The sequence below is a fragment of the Acidovorax sp. GW823-FHT05D11 genome (assembly GCF_058795695.1).
Window position 1 is genome coordinate 5,440,279 of sequence record NZ_CM179502.1, and the last position, 18,349, is coordinate 5,458,627.

Annotated in this window: 16 protein-coding genes; 11 read left to right on the forward strand and 5 right to left on the reverse strand. The window is 68.8% G+C overall.

Annotated features, from left to right (window positions below; genetic code table 11):
• Nucleotides 1-35 precede the first annotated feature (35 nt).
• From pyrF to AC3RCE_RS25120, 4 genes are all read left to right on the forward strand, one after another.
• Nucleotides 36-863, forward strand: a complete 828-nt coding sequence (gene pyrF, locus AC3RCE_RS25105; RefSeq protein WP_218339420.1) for an orotidine-5'-phosphate decarboxylase — start codon at nucleotides 36-38, stop codon at nucleotides 861-863.
• Nucleotides 864-917: 54 nt separating this feature from the next.
• On the forward strand, nucleotides 918-1,814 hold the full coding sequence (locus AC3RCE_RS25110) for a LysR family transcriptional regulator (RefSeq protein ID WP_218339419.1): 897 nt from the start codon (nucleotides 918-920) through the stop codon (nucleotides 1,812-1,814).
• A 197-nt stretch (nucleotides 1,815-2,011) separates the two neighbouring features.
• Nucleotides 2,012-3,001: a Bug family tripartite tricarboxylate transporter substrate binding protein gene (locus AC3RCE_RS25115; RefSeq protein WP_218339418.1), complete on the forward strand. Its 990-nt coding sequence runs from the start codon at nucleotides 2,012-2,014 to the stop codon at nucleotides 2,999-3,001.
• Complete coding sequence (locus AC3RCE_RS25120; RefSeq protein ID WP_218339417.1) at nucleotides 2,998-3,990, forward strand: M14 family metallopeptidase; 993 nt, start codon at nucleotides 2,998-3,000, stop codon at nucleotides 3,988-3,990. The genes AC3RCE_RS25115 and AC3RCE_RS25120 overlap by 4 nt, the downstream gene beginning before the upstream one ends.
• Nucleotides 3,991-4,070: 80 nt before the next feature.
• On the opposite strand, the gene AC3RCE_RS25125 is transcribed toward AC3RCE_RS25120, so the two are convergent.
• On the reverse strand, nucleotides 4,071-5,189 hold the full coding sequence (locus AC3RCE_RS25125; RefSeq protein WP_255590976.1) for a helix-turn-helix transcriptional regulator: 1,119 nt from the start codon (nucleotides 5,187-5,189) through the stop codon (nucleotides 4,071-4,073).
• 333 nt (nucleotides 5,190-5,522) lie between these two features.
• Nucleotides 5,523-8,123, reverse strand: coding sequence for an FG-GAP-like repeat-containing protein (locus AC3RCE_RS25130; protein WP_218339416.1), 2,601 nt, complete (start codon nucleotides 8,121-8,123; stop codon nucleotides 5,523-5,525).
• A 318-nt stretch (nucleotides 8,124-8,441) separates the two neighbouring features.
• Here AC3RCE_RS25130 and AC3RCE_RS25135 point away from each other — a divergent pair, with 318 nt between their 5' ends.
• From AC3RCE_RS25135 to AC3RCE_RS25160, 6 genes are all read left to right on the forward strand, one after another.
• Complete coding sequence (locus AC3RCE_RS25135; RefSeq protein ID WP_218339415.1) at nucleotides 8,442-9,122, forward strand: hypothetical protein; 681 nt, start codon at nucleotides 8,442-8,444, stop codon at nucleotides 9,120-9,122.
• A 60-nt stretch (nucleotides 9,123-9,182) separates the two neighbouring features.
• Nucleotides 9,183-10,517, forward strand: coding sequence for a right-handed parallel beta-helix repeat-containing protein (locus AC3RCE_RS25140; protein WP_218339414.1), 1,335 nt, complete (start codon nucleotides 9,183-9,185; stop codon nucleotides 10,515-10,517).
• A gap of 56 nt (nucleotides 10,518-10,573) precedes the next feature.
• Nucleotides 10,574-11,263 carry an IPTL-CTERM sorting domain-containing protein gene (locus AC3RCE_RS25145; RefSeq protein WP_218339413.1) on the forward strand — a complete coding sequence of 230 codons (690 nt, stop codon included), beginning with the start codon at nucleotides 10,574-10,576 and terminating at the stop codon, nucleotides 11,261-11,263.
• A gap of 74 nt (nucleotides 11,264-11,337) precedes the next feature.
• On the forward strand, nucleotides 11,338-11,754 hold the full coding sequence (locus tag AC3RCE_RS25150; protein ID WP_218297104.1) for a globin domain-containing protein: 417 nt from the start codon (nucleotides 11,338-11,340) through the stop codon (nucleotides 11,752-11,754).
• A gap of 12 nt (nucleotides 11,755-11,766) precedes the next feature.
• Nucleotides 11,767-12,132: a hypothetical protein gene (locus tag AC3RCE_RS25155; protein WP_218297103.1), complete on the forward strand. Its 366-nt coding sequence runs from the start codon at nucleotides 11,767-11,769 to the stop codon at nucleotides 12,130-12,132.
• 42 nt (nucleotides 12,133-12,174) lie between these two features.
• Nucleotides 12,175-13,098, forward strand: coding sequence for a DKNYY domain-containing protein (locus AC3RCE_RS25160; RefSeq protein WP_492254201.1), 924 nt, complete (start codon nucleotides 12,175-12,177; stop codon nucleotides 13,096-13,098).
• 103 nt (nucleotides 13,099-13,201) lie between these two features.
• Here AC3RCE_RS25160 and AC3RCE_RS25165 read toward each other — a convergent pair whose 3' ends face one another.
• Nucleotides 13,202-13,642 carry an acyl-CoA thioesterase gene (locus AC3RCE_RS25165; RefSeq protein ID WP_492254202.1) on the reverse strand — a complete coding sequence of 147 codons (441 nt, stop codon included), beginning with the start codon at nucleotides 13,640-13,642 and terminating at the stop codon, nucleotides 13,202-13,204.
• A gap of 279 nt (nucleotides 13,643-13,921) precedes the next feature.
• On the opposite strand from AC3RCE_RS25165, the gene AC3RCE_RS25170 reads away from it, so the two are divergent.
• A complete protein-coding gene (locus AC3RCE_RS25170; protein ID WP_492254203.1) occupies nucleotides 13,922-15,904 on the forward strand; it encodes a methyl-accepting chemotaxis protein in 1,983 nt (660 codons plus the stop codon).
• Between the two features lie 56 nt (nucleotides 15,905-15,960).
• Here AC3RCE_RS25170 and AC3RCE_RS25175 read toward each other — a convergent pair whose 3' ends face one another.
• Both AC3RCE_RS25175 and ompR read right to left on the reverse strand, forming a co-directional pair.
• Entirely contained in the window at nucleotides 15,961-17,385 is a 1,425-nt protein-coding gene (locus tag AC3RCE_RS25175; RefSeq protein WP_492254204.1) for an ATP-binding protein, read from the reverse strand.
• Complete coding sequence (gene ompR / locus AC3RCE_RS25180) at nucleotides 17,382-18,137, reverse strand: osmolarity response regulator transcription factor OmpR (protein ID WP_492245156.1); 756 nt, start codon at nucleotides 18,135-18,137, stop codon at nucleotides 17,382-17,384. The genes AC3RCE_RS25175 and ompR overlap by 4 nt, the downstream gene beginning before the upstream one ends.
• Nucleotides 18,138-18,349 lie beyond the last annotated feature (212 nt).

Below are 18,349 nucleotides of genomic sequence, written 5' to 3' on the forward strand. Positions count from 1 at the left end.
GCCGCGGCGGATGCCCCCACCTAAAATCACGCCCCATGACTTTCACCGACATGCTGCGCGACGCCACGGCGCAGAACAACTCCCTGCTGTGCGTGGGCCTGGACCCGGAACCCACTCGGTTTCCTGCGGGAATGCAGGGCGAAACGCACAGGATCTACGACTTCTGCGCGGCCATCGTGGACGCCACGGCCGACCTGGTCTGTGCGTTCAAGCCCCAGATCGCCTACTTCGCCGCGCATGGCGCCGAAGACCAGCTTGAGCGCCTGATGCAGCACATGCGCGCCAACGCGCCGCACGTGCCGGTGATCCTGGACGCCAAGCGGGGCGACATCGGCTCCACGGCCGAGCAGTACGCCAAGGAAGCCTTCGAGCGCTATGGCGCCGATGCGGTCACGCTGTCGCCCTTCATGGGGTTCGACTCCATCGAGCCCTACCTGGCCTACCACGGCAAGGGGGCCTTCCTGCTGTGCCGCACCTCCAACCCGGGCGGCGACGACCTGCAGACCCAGCGCCTGGCCAGCGTCGAAGGCCAGCCGCTGATGTACGAGCACGTGGCGCGTCTGGCGCAGGGCCCCTGGAACAAGAACGGCCAGCTGGGGCTGGTGGTTGGCGCCACCTACCCGCAGGAGATCGAACGCGTGCGCGGCATCGCGCCCACGCTGCCGCTGCTGATTCCCGGCGTGGGAGCCCAGGGGGGCGATGCCGTGGCCACGGTGCGGGCGGGGCTGCGCGACGGAGGGCCGATCATCGTGAACTCGTCGCGCTCGATCCTGTACGCATCCAAGGGCGGCGACTTTGCGGCCGCCGCCCGTACCGAGGCCCAGCGCACCCGCGCGGTGCTCGAAGCGGCGCGCGCGCGCTGATCCGCCCGCGCACGGCCCCCAGCCCCGCGCCGCCGCCGCACCCCGGATCGGCCCATGCAGCTCAAGTGGCTTGAAGACTTCATCGTTCTCGCGCAGGAGCGCAGCTTCACGCGCGCGGCCGAACTGCGGCATGTGACGCACCCCGCATTTGGCCGGCGCATCCGCGCGCTGGAGGCCTGGGCGGGAACGCCGCTGGTGGAGCGGGGTGGCGGCCCCGTCTCGCTCACGCCCGCGGGGCAGAGCTTTCTGGAGACCGCAGGCCACATGGCGCGCAGCCTGGCGCAATCGCACGAGGAACTGCAGAGCCTGGCCGGCCGGCAGGCCCGCACCGTGACGCTCGCCACGGGCCGCACGCTGGCACGCACCGTAGTGGCCGACTGGCTCGTGCGGCTGCAGCCCCTCCTGCAGAACGGCGAACTGTGCATCCGCACCCGCGCCCTGGCCGACACCGTGGCGATGCTCGAGCGCAACGAGGCCGACTTCTCGCTGGTCTACCACCATCCGGCACTGGCGATCCGGCTGGACGCGCGCCAGTTCACGCACGTCACCGTGGCCTCCGACCGGCTGGTGCCCGTGTCGCGCGCCACCGCGCAGGGCCAGGCGCTGCACCGGTTCGGGCAGGGCACGGCACTGGTGCCCTACCTGGCCTACGCGCCCCAGCTGGCCCTGGGCCGGCTGGTGGAAGACCACCTCACGCAGAACCCCCACGCGCCGCGCCTGCAGCGCGTGGTGGAGTGCGACTCCGCCGACGCCCACTACGAATACGTGCAAAAGGGCCTGGGCGTGGCCTGGCTGCCCTGGTCCATGGTGCATGCCGACTGCAAGGCCCGGCGCCTGGCGCCCGCGGGCGACGCGCGCATGGAAGTGCGCTTCGACGTGCGCCTGTACCGGCCCAAGCGCCGCCTGGGGCCCCTGGCCGAGGCGCTGTGGAAAGCCCTCTCCCAGCGCTGAAGCCCAGGGGTTTCCACCAGGGCCTGCAACCCATTTGGCAACAGACCGTGCCGTTTCGGCACCACGCTGGGGGGCGCGCCTTTTCACAATCGTGCCACCCACCGCGCGTGCCGCCGGGGCCGGCCTGCATGCATGCATGCACCGCCGGCCCGGGGCGCGCGGTGCCCAGTACCCACGACGACCCAGGAGCCCGAACCATGCCCCACACCTTTTCCCGCCGCCGTGCCACGGCCGCCGCCACCGCCCTGCTGTGCGGCCTGTGCTTGCCCGCCGCGTCCGCGCTGGCGCAGGACGCCTACCCCTCCAAGCCCATCACCATCGTCGTGGGCTACCCGCCGGGCGGCAGCACCGACCTGACGGCGCGCACCGTGGCCACGGAGCTGGGCAACAAGCTCGGCGTGCCCGTGGTGATCGAGAACGTCGGCGGCGCGGGCGGCGCCATTGGCGCGCAGAAGGTGGCCAGCGCGGCCCCGGACGGCTACACCCTGCTGGTGGGCGCGAGCAACGAGATCGCCATCAACAAGCTCGTGACCAAGAAGGTGAAATACGACGTGAAGGACTTCACCGCCATCGGCCTGATCGCCTCGCAGCCCCTGGTGCTCGTGGCGTCCACCGGCGCGGGCGTGAAGAACCTGGCCGAATTCACGCAGAAGGTCTCGAAGAACCCCGGCAAGTTCAGCTACGGCAGCTCGGGCGTGGGCACCTCGCTGCACCTGGCGGGCGAGATGGTCAAGGAGCAGGGCAAGCTGTTCATGACGCACATCCCCTACCGCGGCGTGGCGCCGCTGACCAACGACCTCATGGGCAACAACCTGGAGTACGGCGTGTTCGTGCTCTCCAGCGGCCTGCCGCACATCCGAAGCGGTAAGGTGATCGCCCTGGGCACCACCGAGGCCAAGCGTTCGGCCACCACGCCCGAGATCCCGGCGCTGGCCGAAACACCGCAGTACAAGAACGTGGACATCGGCGTGTGGTTTGCCCTCATGGCACCCGCGAACCTGCCCAAGCCGGTGTTCGACAAGGTGAAGAAGGCCCTGAACGACAGCCTGCAGTCGCCCGACTTCAAGAAGAAGATGGAAGCCACCGGCTCCACCGTGGCCGCCACCAACGTGAACATCGACCAGTTCCTGTCCGCCGAAGTGGCCAAGTACAAGAAGATTGTTGAATTCGCCAAGATCGAAGAATGAACGCCCAACACGACCACAGCAACGCGGCCCAGCCGCTGCGTTTTGAACTGCCCGCACCCGACCTCGGCGCCTGGCGCGCGGGCAACACCGGCACCGAGGGCGTGTGGCATTTCGACTCGGGGCAGCCCGGGCGCCACGTGATGGTCAGTGCCCTGGTGCATGGCAACGAGCTGTGCGGCGCGTGGGCCCTCAAGGGGCTGCTCGAAGCGGGCGTGCGCCCCGAACGCGGCACCCTCACACTCGCGTTCTGCAATCTCGATGCATTCGACCGGTTCGACGCCCGCCAGCACGACGCCTCGCGCTTCACCGATGAAGACCTCAACCGCCAGTGGCTGGACGAGCGCATCGACGCGGCCGACACGGCCGAGCGCCGCCGCGCCGCCGCGTTGCGGCCCTTCGTGGCGCGCGCGGACTGGCTGCTCGACATCCACTCCATGCACGAGCCCTCGGCGCCGCTGCTGCTCACCGGCATCCAGCCGCGCAACCTGGACTTGGCGCGCGCCATGCGCTCGCCCGAGCACATCGTGGTGGACGCGGGCCACAAGGACGGCGTGCGCATGCGCGACTACGGCCGCTTTGGCGAGCTGGAGGACAACGGCACCCGTTCGCTGCTCATCGAATGCGGCTTCCACGGCGACCCCGCCAGCCGCGCCGTGGCGCAGGACCAGTGCGTGCGTTTCCTCGCGCAGTCCGGCGCGCTCGGCGACGAGGCACTCGCACGGCAACTGCCCGGCTGGCGCCTGCCCGACGCCCCGCGCCAGTGGGCGCTGGAGGTGACCGGCCCGGTGGTCGCCACCAGCAGCGCCTTCCGCTTCGTGGCGCCTTACACCGGGCTGGAGGTGTTCGAGAAAGCCGGCACCCTGATTGGGGACAACGACGGCGTGCCCGTGACCACGCCCTACGACGACTGCGTGCTGGTGATGCCCTCGGTGCGGCAGGCGCGGGCGGGCGTGACGGTGGTGCGCTACGCGCGGCGGCACCTGCTGTAGGCGGTGGCCAGATCATCAAGATGCTTCTAATTTGATAGCATTCTGCGCTTGATGAGCAAGCGCCAGCAGGCCATTGGCGGCTATTTCATCAGATAGGCCTGCAGCTCCTTGCGGCTCTGGACCCCCAGCCGCGTGTAGATCTGCCGCCGGTGGTACGTGGCCGTGTTGGCGCTGATGCCCATGCGCGTGGCGATCTGCTCCCCGGGCACTCCGCGCGCCAGCCAGTACGCCAGCTCGTGCTGGCGCTGCGGCAGGCCCAGCGCGCGCAGCGTGGGCAGCAGCCGCGCCACGCGCGCCACCCGCTGCGTGATGTGGATGCCCACCGCCCGGCCGCCGTCGAAGTCGCCTTCACCGGCCCCCGCCGCGGCCGCCATCTGCGTGGCGCGCAGCGAAAACCAGCCGCTGGCGTTGTGCAGGTCCAGTTGCGGCAGCGCTGGCGCCCGGCCCCGGCCGGTGCCGCCCTCCTCCACCCAGCGCAGGCGCTCCAGCAGCACGCACAGCGCGGGTGGCAGCTCGTTGCGGCGGTACCAGCGCATGCCAAAGGCCAGCGCCATCAGCTGGTCTGCCTGGGGCGATGTCCACAGCAGCCTGCCCTGCGGCGTGGCGACCAGCATGGCGCTGTCATGCACCACACTGTCCTGCGCATCCAGCTCGCCGGGCTGCAGGGCACGCGCCAGCCAGGGCGAGGTCCGTTCAAGCAGGGCGATGTCTTCAGACGCAAAGCGCGGCGCGCCAGGCCTGCGGCACAACTTGAGCGAGCCCACGCCCCGGCCTTGCGGCGTGCGCAGCACCAGGCTCAGAAAATCCTGCCACTCCGACGGCCGCGCCAGCTCGTTGTAGAAATCGCTGCGGATGAATTCGTGGTGAGTGACCTGGAGGATCTGCTCCATCAACAGCACCCCATGCTCATGGCGCACGGCCGCGTCGAAGTCGTGCAGGCTGTAGCGCACCAGCTTCAGCTCCTGCGCCTTCATCCGCGGGTCGAAGTACAGGTGCATCCACTCGCGTGCGGGCGAGGGCTCGATGTAGGCGTCCAGCGTCCCCTGGGCATCCGGATAGAAAAAAACCCCGCTATCGAAGCCGATGAGGCGGTGCAGTTCGTGCAGCACAGGCTCGATGAGCTGCAGCCCGCTGAAATCCAGGCAGGCCATCTGCCGCAGGCGCGCCAGGGCCTGCTGCTGCGTGCGGGAAAGGGACATGGACATAGGGCGCGTGGCAGGTGCGCCGCATCCATGCGGCACCTGGCGGGAGCGTAACGCATCGCACCGCCCCTGCGCCCCGCCCCCAGGGGTGGGGGACCGGGGGCGATGGGAACTCCTGCCGTGTCAGTGGCAGGGGCTGGCCCGGACACGCCACGAAAAAACTCCCCGCGTTCCTGGCCCCGGCCACCGGCGTCCACATGGGCGCGAGCGACGGCCCGCCTGGAAGACCAGCGAGGAGCACGCCACCCTGTTCGCCTGCGGCCCGCCGGGATGGCATGCCTGCCAACGTTGCCGCAGGAGGAAAGCAGGCCCTCGGCCCCCGTGGGCGCGTTACCGCCCCATGCGGCGCCGGACCAGGGCCAGCATGGCCAGGGACAGTCCCATCAGTGCCAGCGGACTGTTCGCGGGCACCGACACAGGGCCGCCGCCACCGCCGGGCGGGATGGATCCCGCGATGTTCGTCAAGGTAAACATCTGCGTGATGGGTTGCTCCAGCACGGTGTCGTACACAATGGCGCTGACCTGGTGCAGGCCCACCGTGGCATCAGCGGTGGCCGTGACTTCCGCGAACCCACCGGCATCGGCCAGCGCGCTTTCCGCAGACAGCACCACCCCGCCGGAGGTGATGAAATAGACACGCACCTGCGGCGTGTTGCTGCCGTCCCAGCCAGTGACTTTCACGCGCAGTTTCTGGGCAAAGGTGGTATTGATCGGCGTGCTTTGGGGCGTGCCGCTCACCGTGGTCATGAACTTGGGCAGATCGGCCACGTTTCTCAGCAGACGGGTTTGGGGGCTGACCAGCGCACTGCCCTGCACGCTGGCCTTCACCGAGTAGGTGCCGACAAGCCCGTTGGCCGTCCCGCTCACCTGCGCGTTGCCTGCGGCATCGGTCACCGCCGTCAGTGCCGAGAAACTCGCCGTGGCACCCGAGACCGGATCGGTCGTGATGGCAAAAACAACCGTTGCGCCTTGCACCGGGTTGCCAAAAAAGTCCTGCACGTGCGCCGTGACGGGTGCCGAGAACGGCTTGGTGACATACGTCCATTGCGGCGTGGACACGTCAAAGGCAATGGCGGCGGCGGCGCCGGCCGGTGCGGAGTTCGACAGCTTGATAGAGGCACCGGTGGTGCCAGGCGCCGTGGCACTGACGCTGTAGGCGCCAGACTTGCCCGTGGCGGTGGCCGTGACCGCCGCGAACCCGTTCGCATCCGTCACGGCCGTGGACGACGACAGCACCACACGCGACGGTACGCTGGGGCCGCCGAACGTCACCGTGACGCCGGCCTTCGGGTTGTTCGAGGCGTCGGTCACCCGCACCTGCAATGGCGTGCCAAAGGCCGTGTTGACCAGCGTGGTCTGGTTGTTGCCCGCCGTGACCGCCAGACTGTCCGTGTTGGTATTGCACAAATTGAAGAGCGGCACATTGCCCAGGCCGGTGATGAATCCCTTCATCTGATAGCAACCCATCACGCCATTGGCCACCGGGGTATAGCTGAAGACACCTTGCGCATTGGTGGTGCCCGAGCCCGTGGACGCGATGGGCAGGCTGGGCCCCGGGTTCACCGGGGTCATGCTCACCGCCAAGCCCGGCACGCCCACGCCATTGCTGTCGAGCACCTTGATCGACAGGGGTTGCACAAAAGGGGTACTGAAAACGGTGCTCTGCGGCGTGCCGGTCGTCACGATGGACGAAGCAGCAAGGGCAATGGTCTTGAAAACCGCAATTGTTCCGGCCCCCGGGCCTGACGCCACGAGATCGGCGCGGCCATCGCGATTCAGATCAATGGCGGCGAGCATGCGCGTGACCGAATAGCCAATATGCTCATTCAATACAAAGCTGTGGTTGGCCTGCTGCAATCCCACATAGCCATCGGAGATCACGTCCAGCCGGCCATCGCCATTCACATCGGCGACGATGACTCGCCCCATGTCACGGCCGCCTCCGCTGGAAACCCCCGTGGCGAAAAGCTTGGTGCTCGGTAAAAAGATACCGTTGCCCACGCCCTTGGCCAGCCAGACACCTTCGCCGTACTGGTTCTGCAAGAGCAAATCCAGCTTGCCATCTCCATCGACGTCAGCGATTTCAATATCTTCAATATTACCGACGCCGGCGCCTACACCAAGAAGTTGCGCTTGCGGTGCAAATGCTCCGTTGCCCGTACCTTTCAGCCATGAAACCGTTGGGCTATTAACATCGTCGACAAAAACCAGGTCTGCTTCCCCATCGCCGTCAATGTCGGCCAGCTGTGTTTCACGTATAGTGTTATAGGAGGCCAGACCGCTGTAGGACACCTCATATTGACCCGTCAATATGAAAAATCCCAAGCCGACGTTCTGCAAAACCTCAAAATAGTGATTTCCGCCAAGATCGCCTGGTTCATAGACGCCGACAACAATGTCCAATTTCCCGTCATGGTTCAGATCGGCAAGCATGGGGTTTTGAGCACCATAATCACTCGCATCCGCCAGCCCGGGCCGGGCCAGGGCACTGAAATCCCCATTGTTGTTGCCCGACCCTTTCAATATGGATACACCCAGACGGTCTGTAATGACCAGGTCCATCTTGCCGTCCCCATCCATGTCGCCCGCAGAAATGCCGTTGGGTGTTTGCAGGCCGAACACCAGGTTATTGAAATCATGCTTGAGCGCCAGGCCGCCAATGGGAGTGCCAAGATAGATGAGAAGCTGGTCAGTCTGAGCATTGAGAACCGCCAGATCGGGATAGCCATCGTTATTGAAGTCAGCACTCACGGCCGCTGTCGAAACATTAGGGGCGTTGCTGGCGCTATTGGCCTGCAAATCTGGCGGGCCATAGATATTGGCCGCTTGCGCTGGCAGCGCTGCCACGCAGAACGCGGCGGCGGCTGCAATGCCCATGGCAACGCCTTTCGCTCTTTTTATCCATCTGGTTGCTGTTTTGGGAGTTTTCATGGCTCTTGAATCCGACTGTTTCACTGGAAATCAGTTTAGGAAGCCAAGTCCCCCGGCGCCCCACCCCTGGGGATAGGCGCATCCACAAACAATCCGGCATCCCGGATCAACCGGGTGCAAGCCAGTGGATGGCTGTGGTGGCGCGCAAAGCGAGCCCTTCGCCATCCCGCCCCTGGGGGTGGGGCGCAGCGGCGGGGGAATCCATAAACTGGGCGGCAGGCGCGAAATTGCTCCTAAAAACATAGCGTTTTGCGCTTGATGGGCAAGCGCTGGGGCAGTTTTTTGCCACTTTTCGCCCACCACATCCACACACCGCCCATGCGAAAACACCTTGCCCTGCTGGCCCTCGCCGCCTTCGCCCACGCGGGCGCCTGGGCCGCCACCTACAGCTACACCAACAACGGCTACGCCGCCGCCAGCCTGCACAACTACACGGCGCCGTGCGGCGCGGGCAACTGCGCCAACTTCACCGCCGCCATGGCCCCGGCGGCCACCTTCACCACGGCCGTGCCGCTGGCGCCCAACCTGGTCAACGCCGATGTCCTTTTTCCGGGCGGCAACATCCTGGCATTCACGGTGTTCGACGGGGTTACCACCTATACCCTGGGGGACCCGCAGGTGGCGGGGTTGTACCAGGTGAATGTCTCCACCGATGCCGCGGGCCAGCTGACGGCACTGTCGATGATCGTCCTGCGCTGGCAGAACCCCGGCCCGCACAGCGGCGCCAACATGCGGCTGGACTCGGTCAACACCGAGGGCGGCGCGTACCACAACGTGATATGCCAGGCCATCGATGTCGAAGACCGATGCACCGTCTGGGAAGCGCCCGGCAGCATCGACGGCAATACCAGTTGGGCCAATGTGGGCACGGCGCCCGCAGCAGCCGTGCAGAGCGTGCCCGTAGACAACCCCTTTGCCTTGGCCATCACTGCCGCCGGCCTGCTCGGCCTCTCCGGGCAGACGCTGCGAAGGCGTCGCAAATTGCTCCCCAAAAAATAGCGCGCAGCGATTGATCCACCACCACTGAAGGCGCTTTTCATTTCGGAAACGCCACACCCCATGAAAAAACACATTGCGCTGCTCGCGCTGGCTGCATTCACCCACGCCGGGGCGCAGGCCGCCACTTTTGTGGTCGATGCCACGGCAGACCTGATCGACCCCACCCCCGGTGACAACATCTGCGGCACGGGTGCTGCGGGCACCTGCTCGCTGCGCGCCGCCATCATGGAAGCCAACGCGCTGGCGGGCGCCGACACCATCACGCTGCCCGCGGGCACCTTCACACTGACGCGCGTGCCCGCCCCCAGCAACCTCCTGCAGATCACCAGCGACCTCACCATCAACGGCGCGGGCGCGGGCGACTCCTTCATCGTGGCCAGCAGCGGCAGCGGCGGCGACCGCATCGTCCTCCAGATCCTGGGCAGCCCCACCGTCAACCTCAACAACCTGGCCATCACCGGCGGCACCGGCGCGGGCGCGTCGTATGGGGGTGGGCTGTTCATCGGGGGCGGCACGGCCACGCTCGACCATGTGGTGGTGCACGGCAACAGCGCGGCCGGGTCCTCCACCCAGCAGGGCGGCGGCATCTACGTGTATGAGACGGCCACGCTCCACCTGATCGACAGCGAAGTCTCGGGCAACACCGCCCCCAGTGGCGGGGGCGGCATCGCGGTGCGCCAGACCGGCATTGCCAACATCACGCGCAGCACCATCACGGGCAATACCATGCCCCATCCTGGGGGCAGTGGCGGCGGCATCGCCAACAACGGCACGCTGAACCTCACCAACTCCACCGTCTCGGGCAACACGGCGGTGGGGGCCGGGGGCGGCATCTCGGGGGGCAGCGGCGGCACCACCACCATCCGCTTCAGCACCATCGCCCACAACACCACCGGTGCAGGCAATGGGCAACTGAGCGTCTTTGGCGCCACGGCCCACATCAGCGGCAGCATCGTCGCCAACCCGGTGACGGGCCTCAATTGCCGGCTCCAGGCGGGCGCCCTGGTGTCCGGTGGCAACAACCTCGACAGCGGCACCACCTGCGGCTTTGGCGCGGTGGGCGATATCGCCAGCGCCAACCCCCTGCTGGCGCCGCTGGCCTACGCCAACAGCCTGCCCAACCAGACCCACGCACTGCTGCCGGGCAGCCCCGCCATCAACGCCGGCCCCACCACCGACCTGCCCGCCACCGACGAGCGTGGCACCCCACGGGTGCAGATGGGGCGCGCTGACATCGGCGCCTATGAATCCGCCCTGGCCCCAGGCGCCGGGCCGGGGAATGGGGGCGGCGTGCAGGCCGTGCCCGTGGACAGCCCCATCGCCCTGGCGCTGTCTGCCTTGGGTCTGCTGGGCCTCGCACTGCGCGGCAGGCACAGGCTGCTTCTAAAGAAATAGCTGCATCGCTTTAGTTCTGAACGCTTGAGGCATTTCTTTACTCCCCAAAAAGCCCCATGAAGAAGCACCTTGCGCTGCTCGCGCTGGCCGCAGGTACCCACGCGGGCGCCTGGGCCGCCACCTACACGTATACCTATACCGGCAACCCCTACACCGCGCCCACCCTGTACAACTTCACCCACTGCACAGTGGGCAACTGCGGCAGCTTCACCACGGCGATGTTCCAGTCGGGCTGGTTCACCACGGCGGCGCCCTTGCCACCTGGCCTGGGCAATGCCGACATCTCCGCCCTGGTGACAGGCTTTGCGTTTTCAGACGGGCTGACCGGCTATTCCAGCGCGGCGGGTGACACGCTGTATTCCGCCTCCGCGGACACCGATGCCAACGGCGCATTCACCGACGCCAGCCTCACCTTCTTCCACTGGGAGACACCGGCTCCCCATGCCGTGGGCGACCGCGTGAACCTCATGGGCCTGCATGAATTCGTCAATCACAACTACGAATGCCAGCAAGTTCCCGCTCCCTACAGCGGCGTGTGCACGACGGCGGTGGCAGGCACTTCGGGCAGCTACATCGACAGCCATCCCCACACCACAGGCTCCTGGCTCGTGACCGTCCTGCCTGCAGCGCCGGGCGCAGGCGTCAGCGCGGTGCCCACGCTGGGCGAAGGGGGCCTTCTGCTGCTGGCCGCCTTCATGGCGGGCACCGGCATGGTGATGCGACGCAAGGCGCCTCGCGACTTTTGAAAGAGGCCGGCCACGCCGCAAGGGGCCTCGCAGACTTTACCTATCGACATCTTTCCGTTTCAAGGAGTTTCCCCATGTCCCCCGAACAGATCCACCTCGTGCGCCAGAGCTTTGCGCAGGTTGCGCCCGTCGCTGCGCAGGCAGGCGCGCTTTTCTACTCGAAGCTGTTCGCGCGCGACCCGGCCATCCAGGGGCTGTTCGGGTCGTCCGACATGCACGTGCAGGCACGCAAGCTGCTGGACATGATCGGCGATGCCGTGCGCCTGCTTGACCACCCCGAGCGGCTGGACGCCGCGCTGCGCGCCCTGGGCCAGCGCCACACGGGCTACGGCGTGCAGGCCGCGCACTACGACACGGTGGGCGCCGCCCTGCTGGAGACGCTGTCCGACGCGCTGGGCGGTGCCTTCACCCCCGCCACGCGCGAGGCCTGGGGCGCCATGTATGCCCACGTGGCGCGTACGATGCAGGCGCAGGCACAACTGCAGCACTAGCCAGAAAGCCCCATGACCCCCACCACGCCCCGCCTTCGCGCCCGCGCCGCCGCCTGCCTGGCGGCCGCACTGGCCATCTCTTGCGTCACTGCCATGGCCCAGACCGCAACGCCCCTGCTGTTCAAGATCGTCACGGTGCGCGACGAGATCCTTGTCGCCGTGCCGCCGGACGAGGCCGGGGCTCCGCGCCCCGAGGCGGCCGCCATCGGCCAGGCCCTGGCCGCCAAGGGCGCGCTCAGCCTCTGGCAATACGCCCCGCGCAAGGGCACCGACGGCGCGCTGGAGCTGGCCCCCCGCGCCAGGATCAGCGTGCTGGCGCACGACAGCCTGCGCGTGGAGCCGTACCCGCCCGCGCTGCGGGTCGTGCCGGTGCCATAGGCCCGCCGCGCACCGCGCCGTGAGTGCCTGTCCACGTTCCCCATGCGGGTCCGCACGCCTGCGCTGACAGGGTCGGCTGCCACCGGGCTCACCCGCGCCTGCGCGCTGGCGCTCGGGGCGCTGGCCGCGCTGTGCGGCTGCGACGGCAGTGCCACGGGCTACCAGCGCGGCTGGGCGGGCGCCTGGACCTACGGCGGCGCGGCCTTCGCCCCGGCCGACCCGGCCACGTTCCAGCCGCTCTCGCCGCACTTCGGGCGCGACGCGCGGCAAGGCTACTGCCGGGGCAGTGCCGTGGAGGGCAGCGAGGGCGCCACGTTCGAGGCGCTGTCGGAGCACGAGGCGCGCGACGGCCGCGCGGTCTACTACTGCAGCACCTACCGCAAGGCGCAGGAGTACTGGGCCTACCAGCACCTGCGCATCGCCACCATTCCCGGCGCCGACGCGGCCAGCTACCGCGTGCTGGCCCACCGCCATGCCCGCGACCGGCACCGCGCCTACGACCGGGGCCAGCCCTTCGCAGTGCGCGATGCGGCCAGCTTCGAGCCGCTCAGCCCCCGCTTCGCGCGCGATGCGCAGCGCGGTTATTTCGAGCATGCCGACATCCCCGGCAGCCACGGCGCAAGCTTTGCGCTGATGGACGAAGACGATCCCGGCTACGCCCGCGACCTCGCGCACGCCTGGCACGGCCACATCGAGGTCAACCAGCCGAACCGGGGCCCGCACCTGGTGCTGCGCCCCTTGCAGGGCGCCGACATGGCCACGCTGCGCGCCCTGGGGCGGGGCTACGCGGCCGATGCGCGGCGGGTGTGGTACCAGGGCGAGCCGCTGGCGCGGGCGGATGCGGCCAGCTTCACGGTGCTGACCGAGGCGACCGCGGAGGTGGACGCACGCGACCGCGCGCAGGCATGGCAGCGCGGGCGGGCCGTTGCGGGCAACGATCCAGGCCCCAGCCCCGGCGTGAGGTGAGGCACGCCGTGTCCCCACCCGCCGCCCTCCAGGGGCAGGGGCCTGCCGCGCGTTGCCAGGGCCCGAAGGCCACCGGCGGGCGGAACAACGCCGCCCGCCCTCGTCACTGCGCCGCGCGCGCGGCCTCCACATGCGCCTTCACCCGCTGCGCCAGGGCCATGTCGCCCGGGGTTTCGGGGCTCCACCTGTCGATGGCGCGGGGCTGTTCATCGGCGTCCACGGCGGTGTACACCGCCACGCAATGCAGCACCTCGTGCTGCGGCTCGCCATGGATGCCGCCGCTGCGCACCTCCACGGCCAGGTGCATGCCGGTCTCGGTGGTGAAGGCCAGGCGCGCATGCACTTCCACCAGGTCTCCGGGGCGGATGGGGCGCACGAAATGCGCGCCGCCCACGAACTCGGTGATGCAGGGGCCCTTGGCCCAGGCGCTCGCACAGGCAAAACCCGCCTCGTCCACCCAGCGCAGCACGGTGCCGCCGGGCACCCGCCCCGCCTGCGGCAAGGTGCTTTGAGACGCCAGGAAACGCAGGGTGATGGATTGCATGCCGGGGTGCTCCAAAGGACGGGAGGAGTTCATTATTCTCCAGCGCACCATTTGCTGCGGCCCTGCTCCAGCCGACCGAGGGGCGGTGCGGGACGCCCAGCGGGCACACACGCGGTGCCGCAAAAAATTGACCTGAGTCAAAACCCTACTGAAGACAGACCCCTACATTGCGTTACATTCCGCGCGGTCTGATGGAGGGCCGCATCCCAGTCGGCGGGTGCCGACACCCCGCCCCTGAGGTCTATCTTTTTGCGCACACATTGACGTGCGCCTACTGCCATGTCACTTCTGCACCGGTTAAACCTGCTCGAAAAATTCCTCATCCTGGGAACACTCGGGCTCATGATGAGCGCGCTGCCCACCTACCTGACGGTGCGCGATTCGCTGCACGCCATTGGCCACGCGCGCCACGAGGCGCAGGGCGTGGTCCCCGCACAGGCGCTGACCCGGCTGGTGCAGCAGATGCAGGTGCACCGGGGTCTGTCCGTGGGCATGCTCGGTGGCGACGAAGCCCTGGCAGCGCGCCGCCCCGCCGCGCGCGATGCCGTCAACACGGCCCTGGACGATGTCACCGCCCGCTTTGCGGCTGCCAAGGTGCCCGCCCCCCAGATGGCCACCTGGACCCAGGCCCAGCAGACCTGGCGCACGCTGGAGCAGGCCGTGGCCGCACGCAGCATCGAGCAGGCCCAGAGCACGGCGCAGCACACGCAGCTCATCGCATCGCTGCTGCAGCTCAACGAATCCTTGCTGCATGCCTATGGCCTGCAGATCGACCCTGACGCCGACACACACGCGCTGATCCAGGCCTCGCTGGTGCAGGCGCCCATGCTGGGCGAAAAGCTGGGCATGCTGCGCGCCCAAGGCGCCAGCGCACTGGGCAAGCACGAGCTGACGCCCCAGGGCAAGGGCCAGCTGCTGGTGCTGCAGCAGCGTGTGGCCGAGCTGCAGGCTGACACTTTCCGGGGACTGGACCGCGCCCTGCAGGGCAACCCCGATCTGCAACGCGCCCTGGGCAGCAACGCGCAGGCGGTGCAGGGCCAGATCCAGCAGTCGCTGCAGATGGCCGAGCGCGACGTGATCAACGCCAGCGAACTCCAGCTGCCCTCCAAGGACTATTTCGACGCGTTCACCCGCACCATCGAAGCGCTGAACGCACTCAACAACCTGTCCATGGCCAGCCTGGACCAGGCCCTGCAGGCCCGGGTGTCCGACCTGCAGCGCCGGCTGCTGTGGGTGGCGCTCGCCCTCGCCGTCACGCTCTCGGCCACCAGCGCCATGGCCCTGGTGTTCGTGCGCTCCATGACGGGGCCGCTTTCGCAGGCCGTGGCGCTGTCGCGCGCCGTGGCCCAGGGCGACCTGAGCGGCAGCGCGCTGGCCCACGGCACCAACGAGGTCGGCCAGCTGCTGGAGGCCCTGATGCAGATGCGCGCCCAGCTCACGCAGGTGGTGCGCCAGGTGCGCAACGGATCGGAGAGCGTGGCCACGGCCAGCGTGCAGATCGCGCAGGGCAACAGCGACCTGTCGGCCCGCACCGAAAGCCAGGCCAGCGCGCTGGAGGAAACCGCCGCGTCGATGGAGCAGCTCAGCTCCACCGTGCGCCAGAACGCCGACAGCGCGCGCCAGGCCAGCACGCTGGCCCACAGCGCGAGCACCGTGGCCGTGCAGGGCGGCGAGGTGGTGGCCCAGGTGGTGGACACCATGCAGGGCATCAACGCCTCGTCGCAGAAGATCTCGGACATCATCGGCGTGATCGACTCCATCGCGTTCCAGACCAATATCCTCGCGCTCAACGCCGCCGTCGAGGCGGCCCGCGCGGGCGAACAGGGCCGGGGCTTCGCGGTGGTCGCGTCGGAGGTGCGCTCGCTGGCCGGGCGCAGCGCCGAGGCGGCGCGCGAGATCAAGGCCCTCATCAGCGCCAGCGTGGAGCGCGTGGAGCAGGGCACGGCCCTGGTGGACCGCGCGGGCACCACGATGAACGAGGTGGTGACCGCCATCCGCCGCGTGACGGACATCGTGGGCGAAATCAGCACGGCCAGCCATGAACAGTCGCTGGGCGTGGCCCAGGTGGGCGAGGCCGTGACGCAGATGGACCAGGTCACGCAGCAGAACGCCGCGCTGGTGGAAGAAATGGCCGCCGCCGCCGGCAGCCTCAAGGTGCAGGCCGAAGACCTGGTGCACGTGGTGTCGGTGTTCCGGCTGGGCGACGAAGGCCAGGGCCAGCACAGGGCGCTGCGCCCGGCAAACTCGCTACAAATTCAGTAGCTATTGGCGCTTATCCACCCATCGCTGGCGGCCAATTTCATTCAGATTCTGCGCCCCTATTCCCCTGGGGGCTGAGCCGCAGCGGCCGGCCCCGCCAGCGGCAGCACCAGCCGCGCGCGCAGGCCCTGGCCGGGTGCGCTGTGCAGCTCCAGCGCTCCCCCATGGGCGCGCGCCACGCGCTCGGCAATCGCCAGGCCCAGCCCGGCCCCGGGAACACCCGCGCGCGCCGCGCCGCCGCCCCGCGCGAAAGGCTGGCGCATGTGGTCCAGCTCTTTGGCGTCCATGCCGGTGCCGTGGTCGGCCACCTCGATCCACGCCTGCTGCGCGCTGCCGCCCGTGCGCAGCACCACCGGGGCGGCGCCGTGGCGCCAGGCGTTTTCCACGAGGTTGTCCAGCGCACGGCGCAGCGCCTGCGGGCGCACGGGCAGGTTGGGCAGGCCGCCCAGTTCCAGCGCCAGCACACGGCCGTGGTCGGCCTGCGCTTCGGCCACGGCCTGGGCCAGGTCGTTGAGCGATGCGGTGGCGGGCGCCTCGGCCTCGCCCGCGTCAGCGCCCACCCGCGCAAAGTCCAGGAACTGGCCCACGATCGCATCCATCTCGTCGATGCTGCGCGCCATGCTGGCCGCCAGCGGCGCATCCACCTGTGCCCCGGCGATCTCCACGCCCAGGCGCAGCTTGGTCAGCGGCGTGCGCAGGTCGTGCGACACACCGGCCAGCATCAGCGCGCGCTCGTGGTCGGCGGCGGCCAGGCTCTGCGCCATCTGGTTGAAACTGCGGCCCACGGTGGCGATTTCTTCGGGCCCGGCCTCGGGCAGCACCGCGGGTGTCTGGCCCTGCGCGAGCTGCCGCGCCGCCGCCACCACCTGGGCCAGCGGCTGGTGGATGTGGCGCTGCAGCCACCACGCGCCCAGCAGCGCCAGCAGCATGCTGGCCAGCGTGGCCACCAGCCAGGCCCCGGTGAACTCGCGCGTGGGGAACACGCTGGGCAGGTTCAGCCAATAACTCTCCGGCCCATCCGCGCCCTCGTGCACCACACGCAGGGCCAACACGCCGGTGCTGTCGCGGCGCCATAACGGTTGCGGCGGCTCCGGGCTTTGTGTTGCCGCACCGTCCGCACCCAGACGGCGCGACACGGCCAACACAAACTGCCGCTCCATGGGCGACAACAGCGCACGCCGCGCTGCGCTCTCTGGCGCCACAGGCGGTGTGGCCAATGCGGCCTGCCGGTTGAACGCCTCGACAAACGCCCCACGCTGCGCCGGGGGCAGCGCCTGCAGCCCCGCCCGCAGCGCAGCCACATTGCGCGCCACGCCATCGGCCACCTGCGCCACGCGGGGCTGGAAGATCATCTGCCGCACCAGCACCGCCGCCACCAGCTGGCCCAGCACGATGAGCACGGCCATCAGCAGCAGGTTGCGCCCGAGCAGGCTGCGCGGCCAGAGCCCCCCGTGGCGGCGGGCGGGGGTTGCGGGTGCCGTCATGGCTGCCGCCCTCCGGCGGGCGCGGCGCCATCGGGCACGAACACATAGCCCACGCCCCACACGGTGCGGATGTGGCGCGGCTGGGCCGGGTCGGCCTCGATGAGTTTGCGCAGCCGCATGATCTGCACGTCAATGCTGCGGTCGGTGGCCGTGTGGTCGGGGCCATAGGCCAGGGCCATGAGCCGGTCGCGGCCCAGCGGGCGCTGAGGGTTCTGGGCCAGGGCCAGCAGCAGGGCGAATTCACCGGTGGTGAGGGGCACGTCCTCGCCGGCCCTCGCGCCCGCCCGCTCCAGCCGCCGTTCAGTCGGCAGCAACACGAAGTCGCCGAACGTCAGGCGCCCGTGCGTTCCCTGCGGCCCGGTGTGCGCGCCCAGCATGCGCTGGCGGCGCACCATGGCCTGGATGCGGGCCAGCAGCTCGCGCGGGTTGAAGGGCTTGGGCAGGTAGTCGTCCGCCCCCATTTCCAGGCCCACGATGCGGTCCACCGGGTCGCCACGCGCGGTGAGCATCAGGATGGGAATGGTCTCGCCCTGCGCACGCAGGCGGCGGCAGATGGCCAGGCCGTCTTCGCCCGGCATCATCACGTCCAGCACCAGCACATCAAACCTCTCGCGCTGCAGCAGCACGTCGAGCGGGCCCGCGCCCTCCACCGTGCGCACGGCGTAGCCCTGGTCGCTCAGGTAGCGCTGCAGCAGGGCGCGCAGGTCGGGCTCGTCATCGGCGACCAGGATCTTGGCCAGGGTGTCGGTCATGGGCAGGGAGCAACGTGGCAGGTGAAGGCGGCGTGGTGGCAATGGTAGGCGCTGGCGCGGGCCACGCACCCCCAGCCATGACAAGGCATGACGGGGCCGCAGGCGTTTGTCATGGTTTGTCATACATCGGCGGATTCCTGCCATCAATGGCTCACACCTGGGACCCACAGTACAGCCATGCCACGCCCCCAGGCAAACCCCAAGGAGTTGAC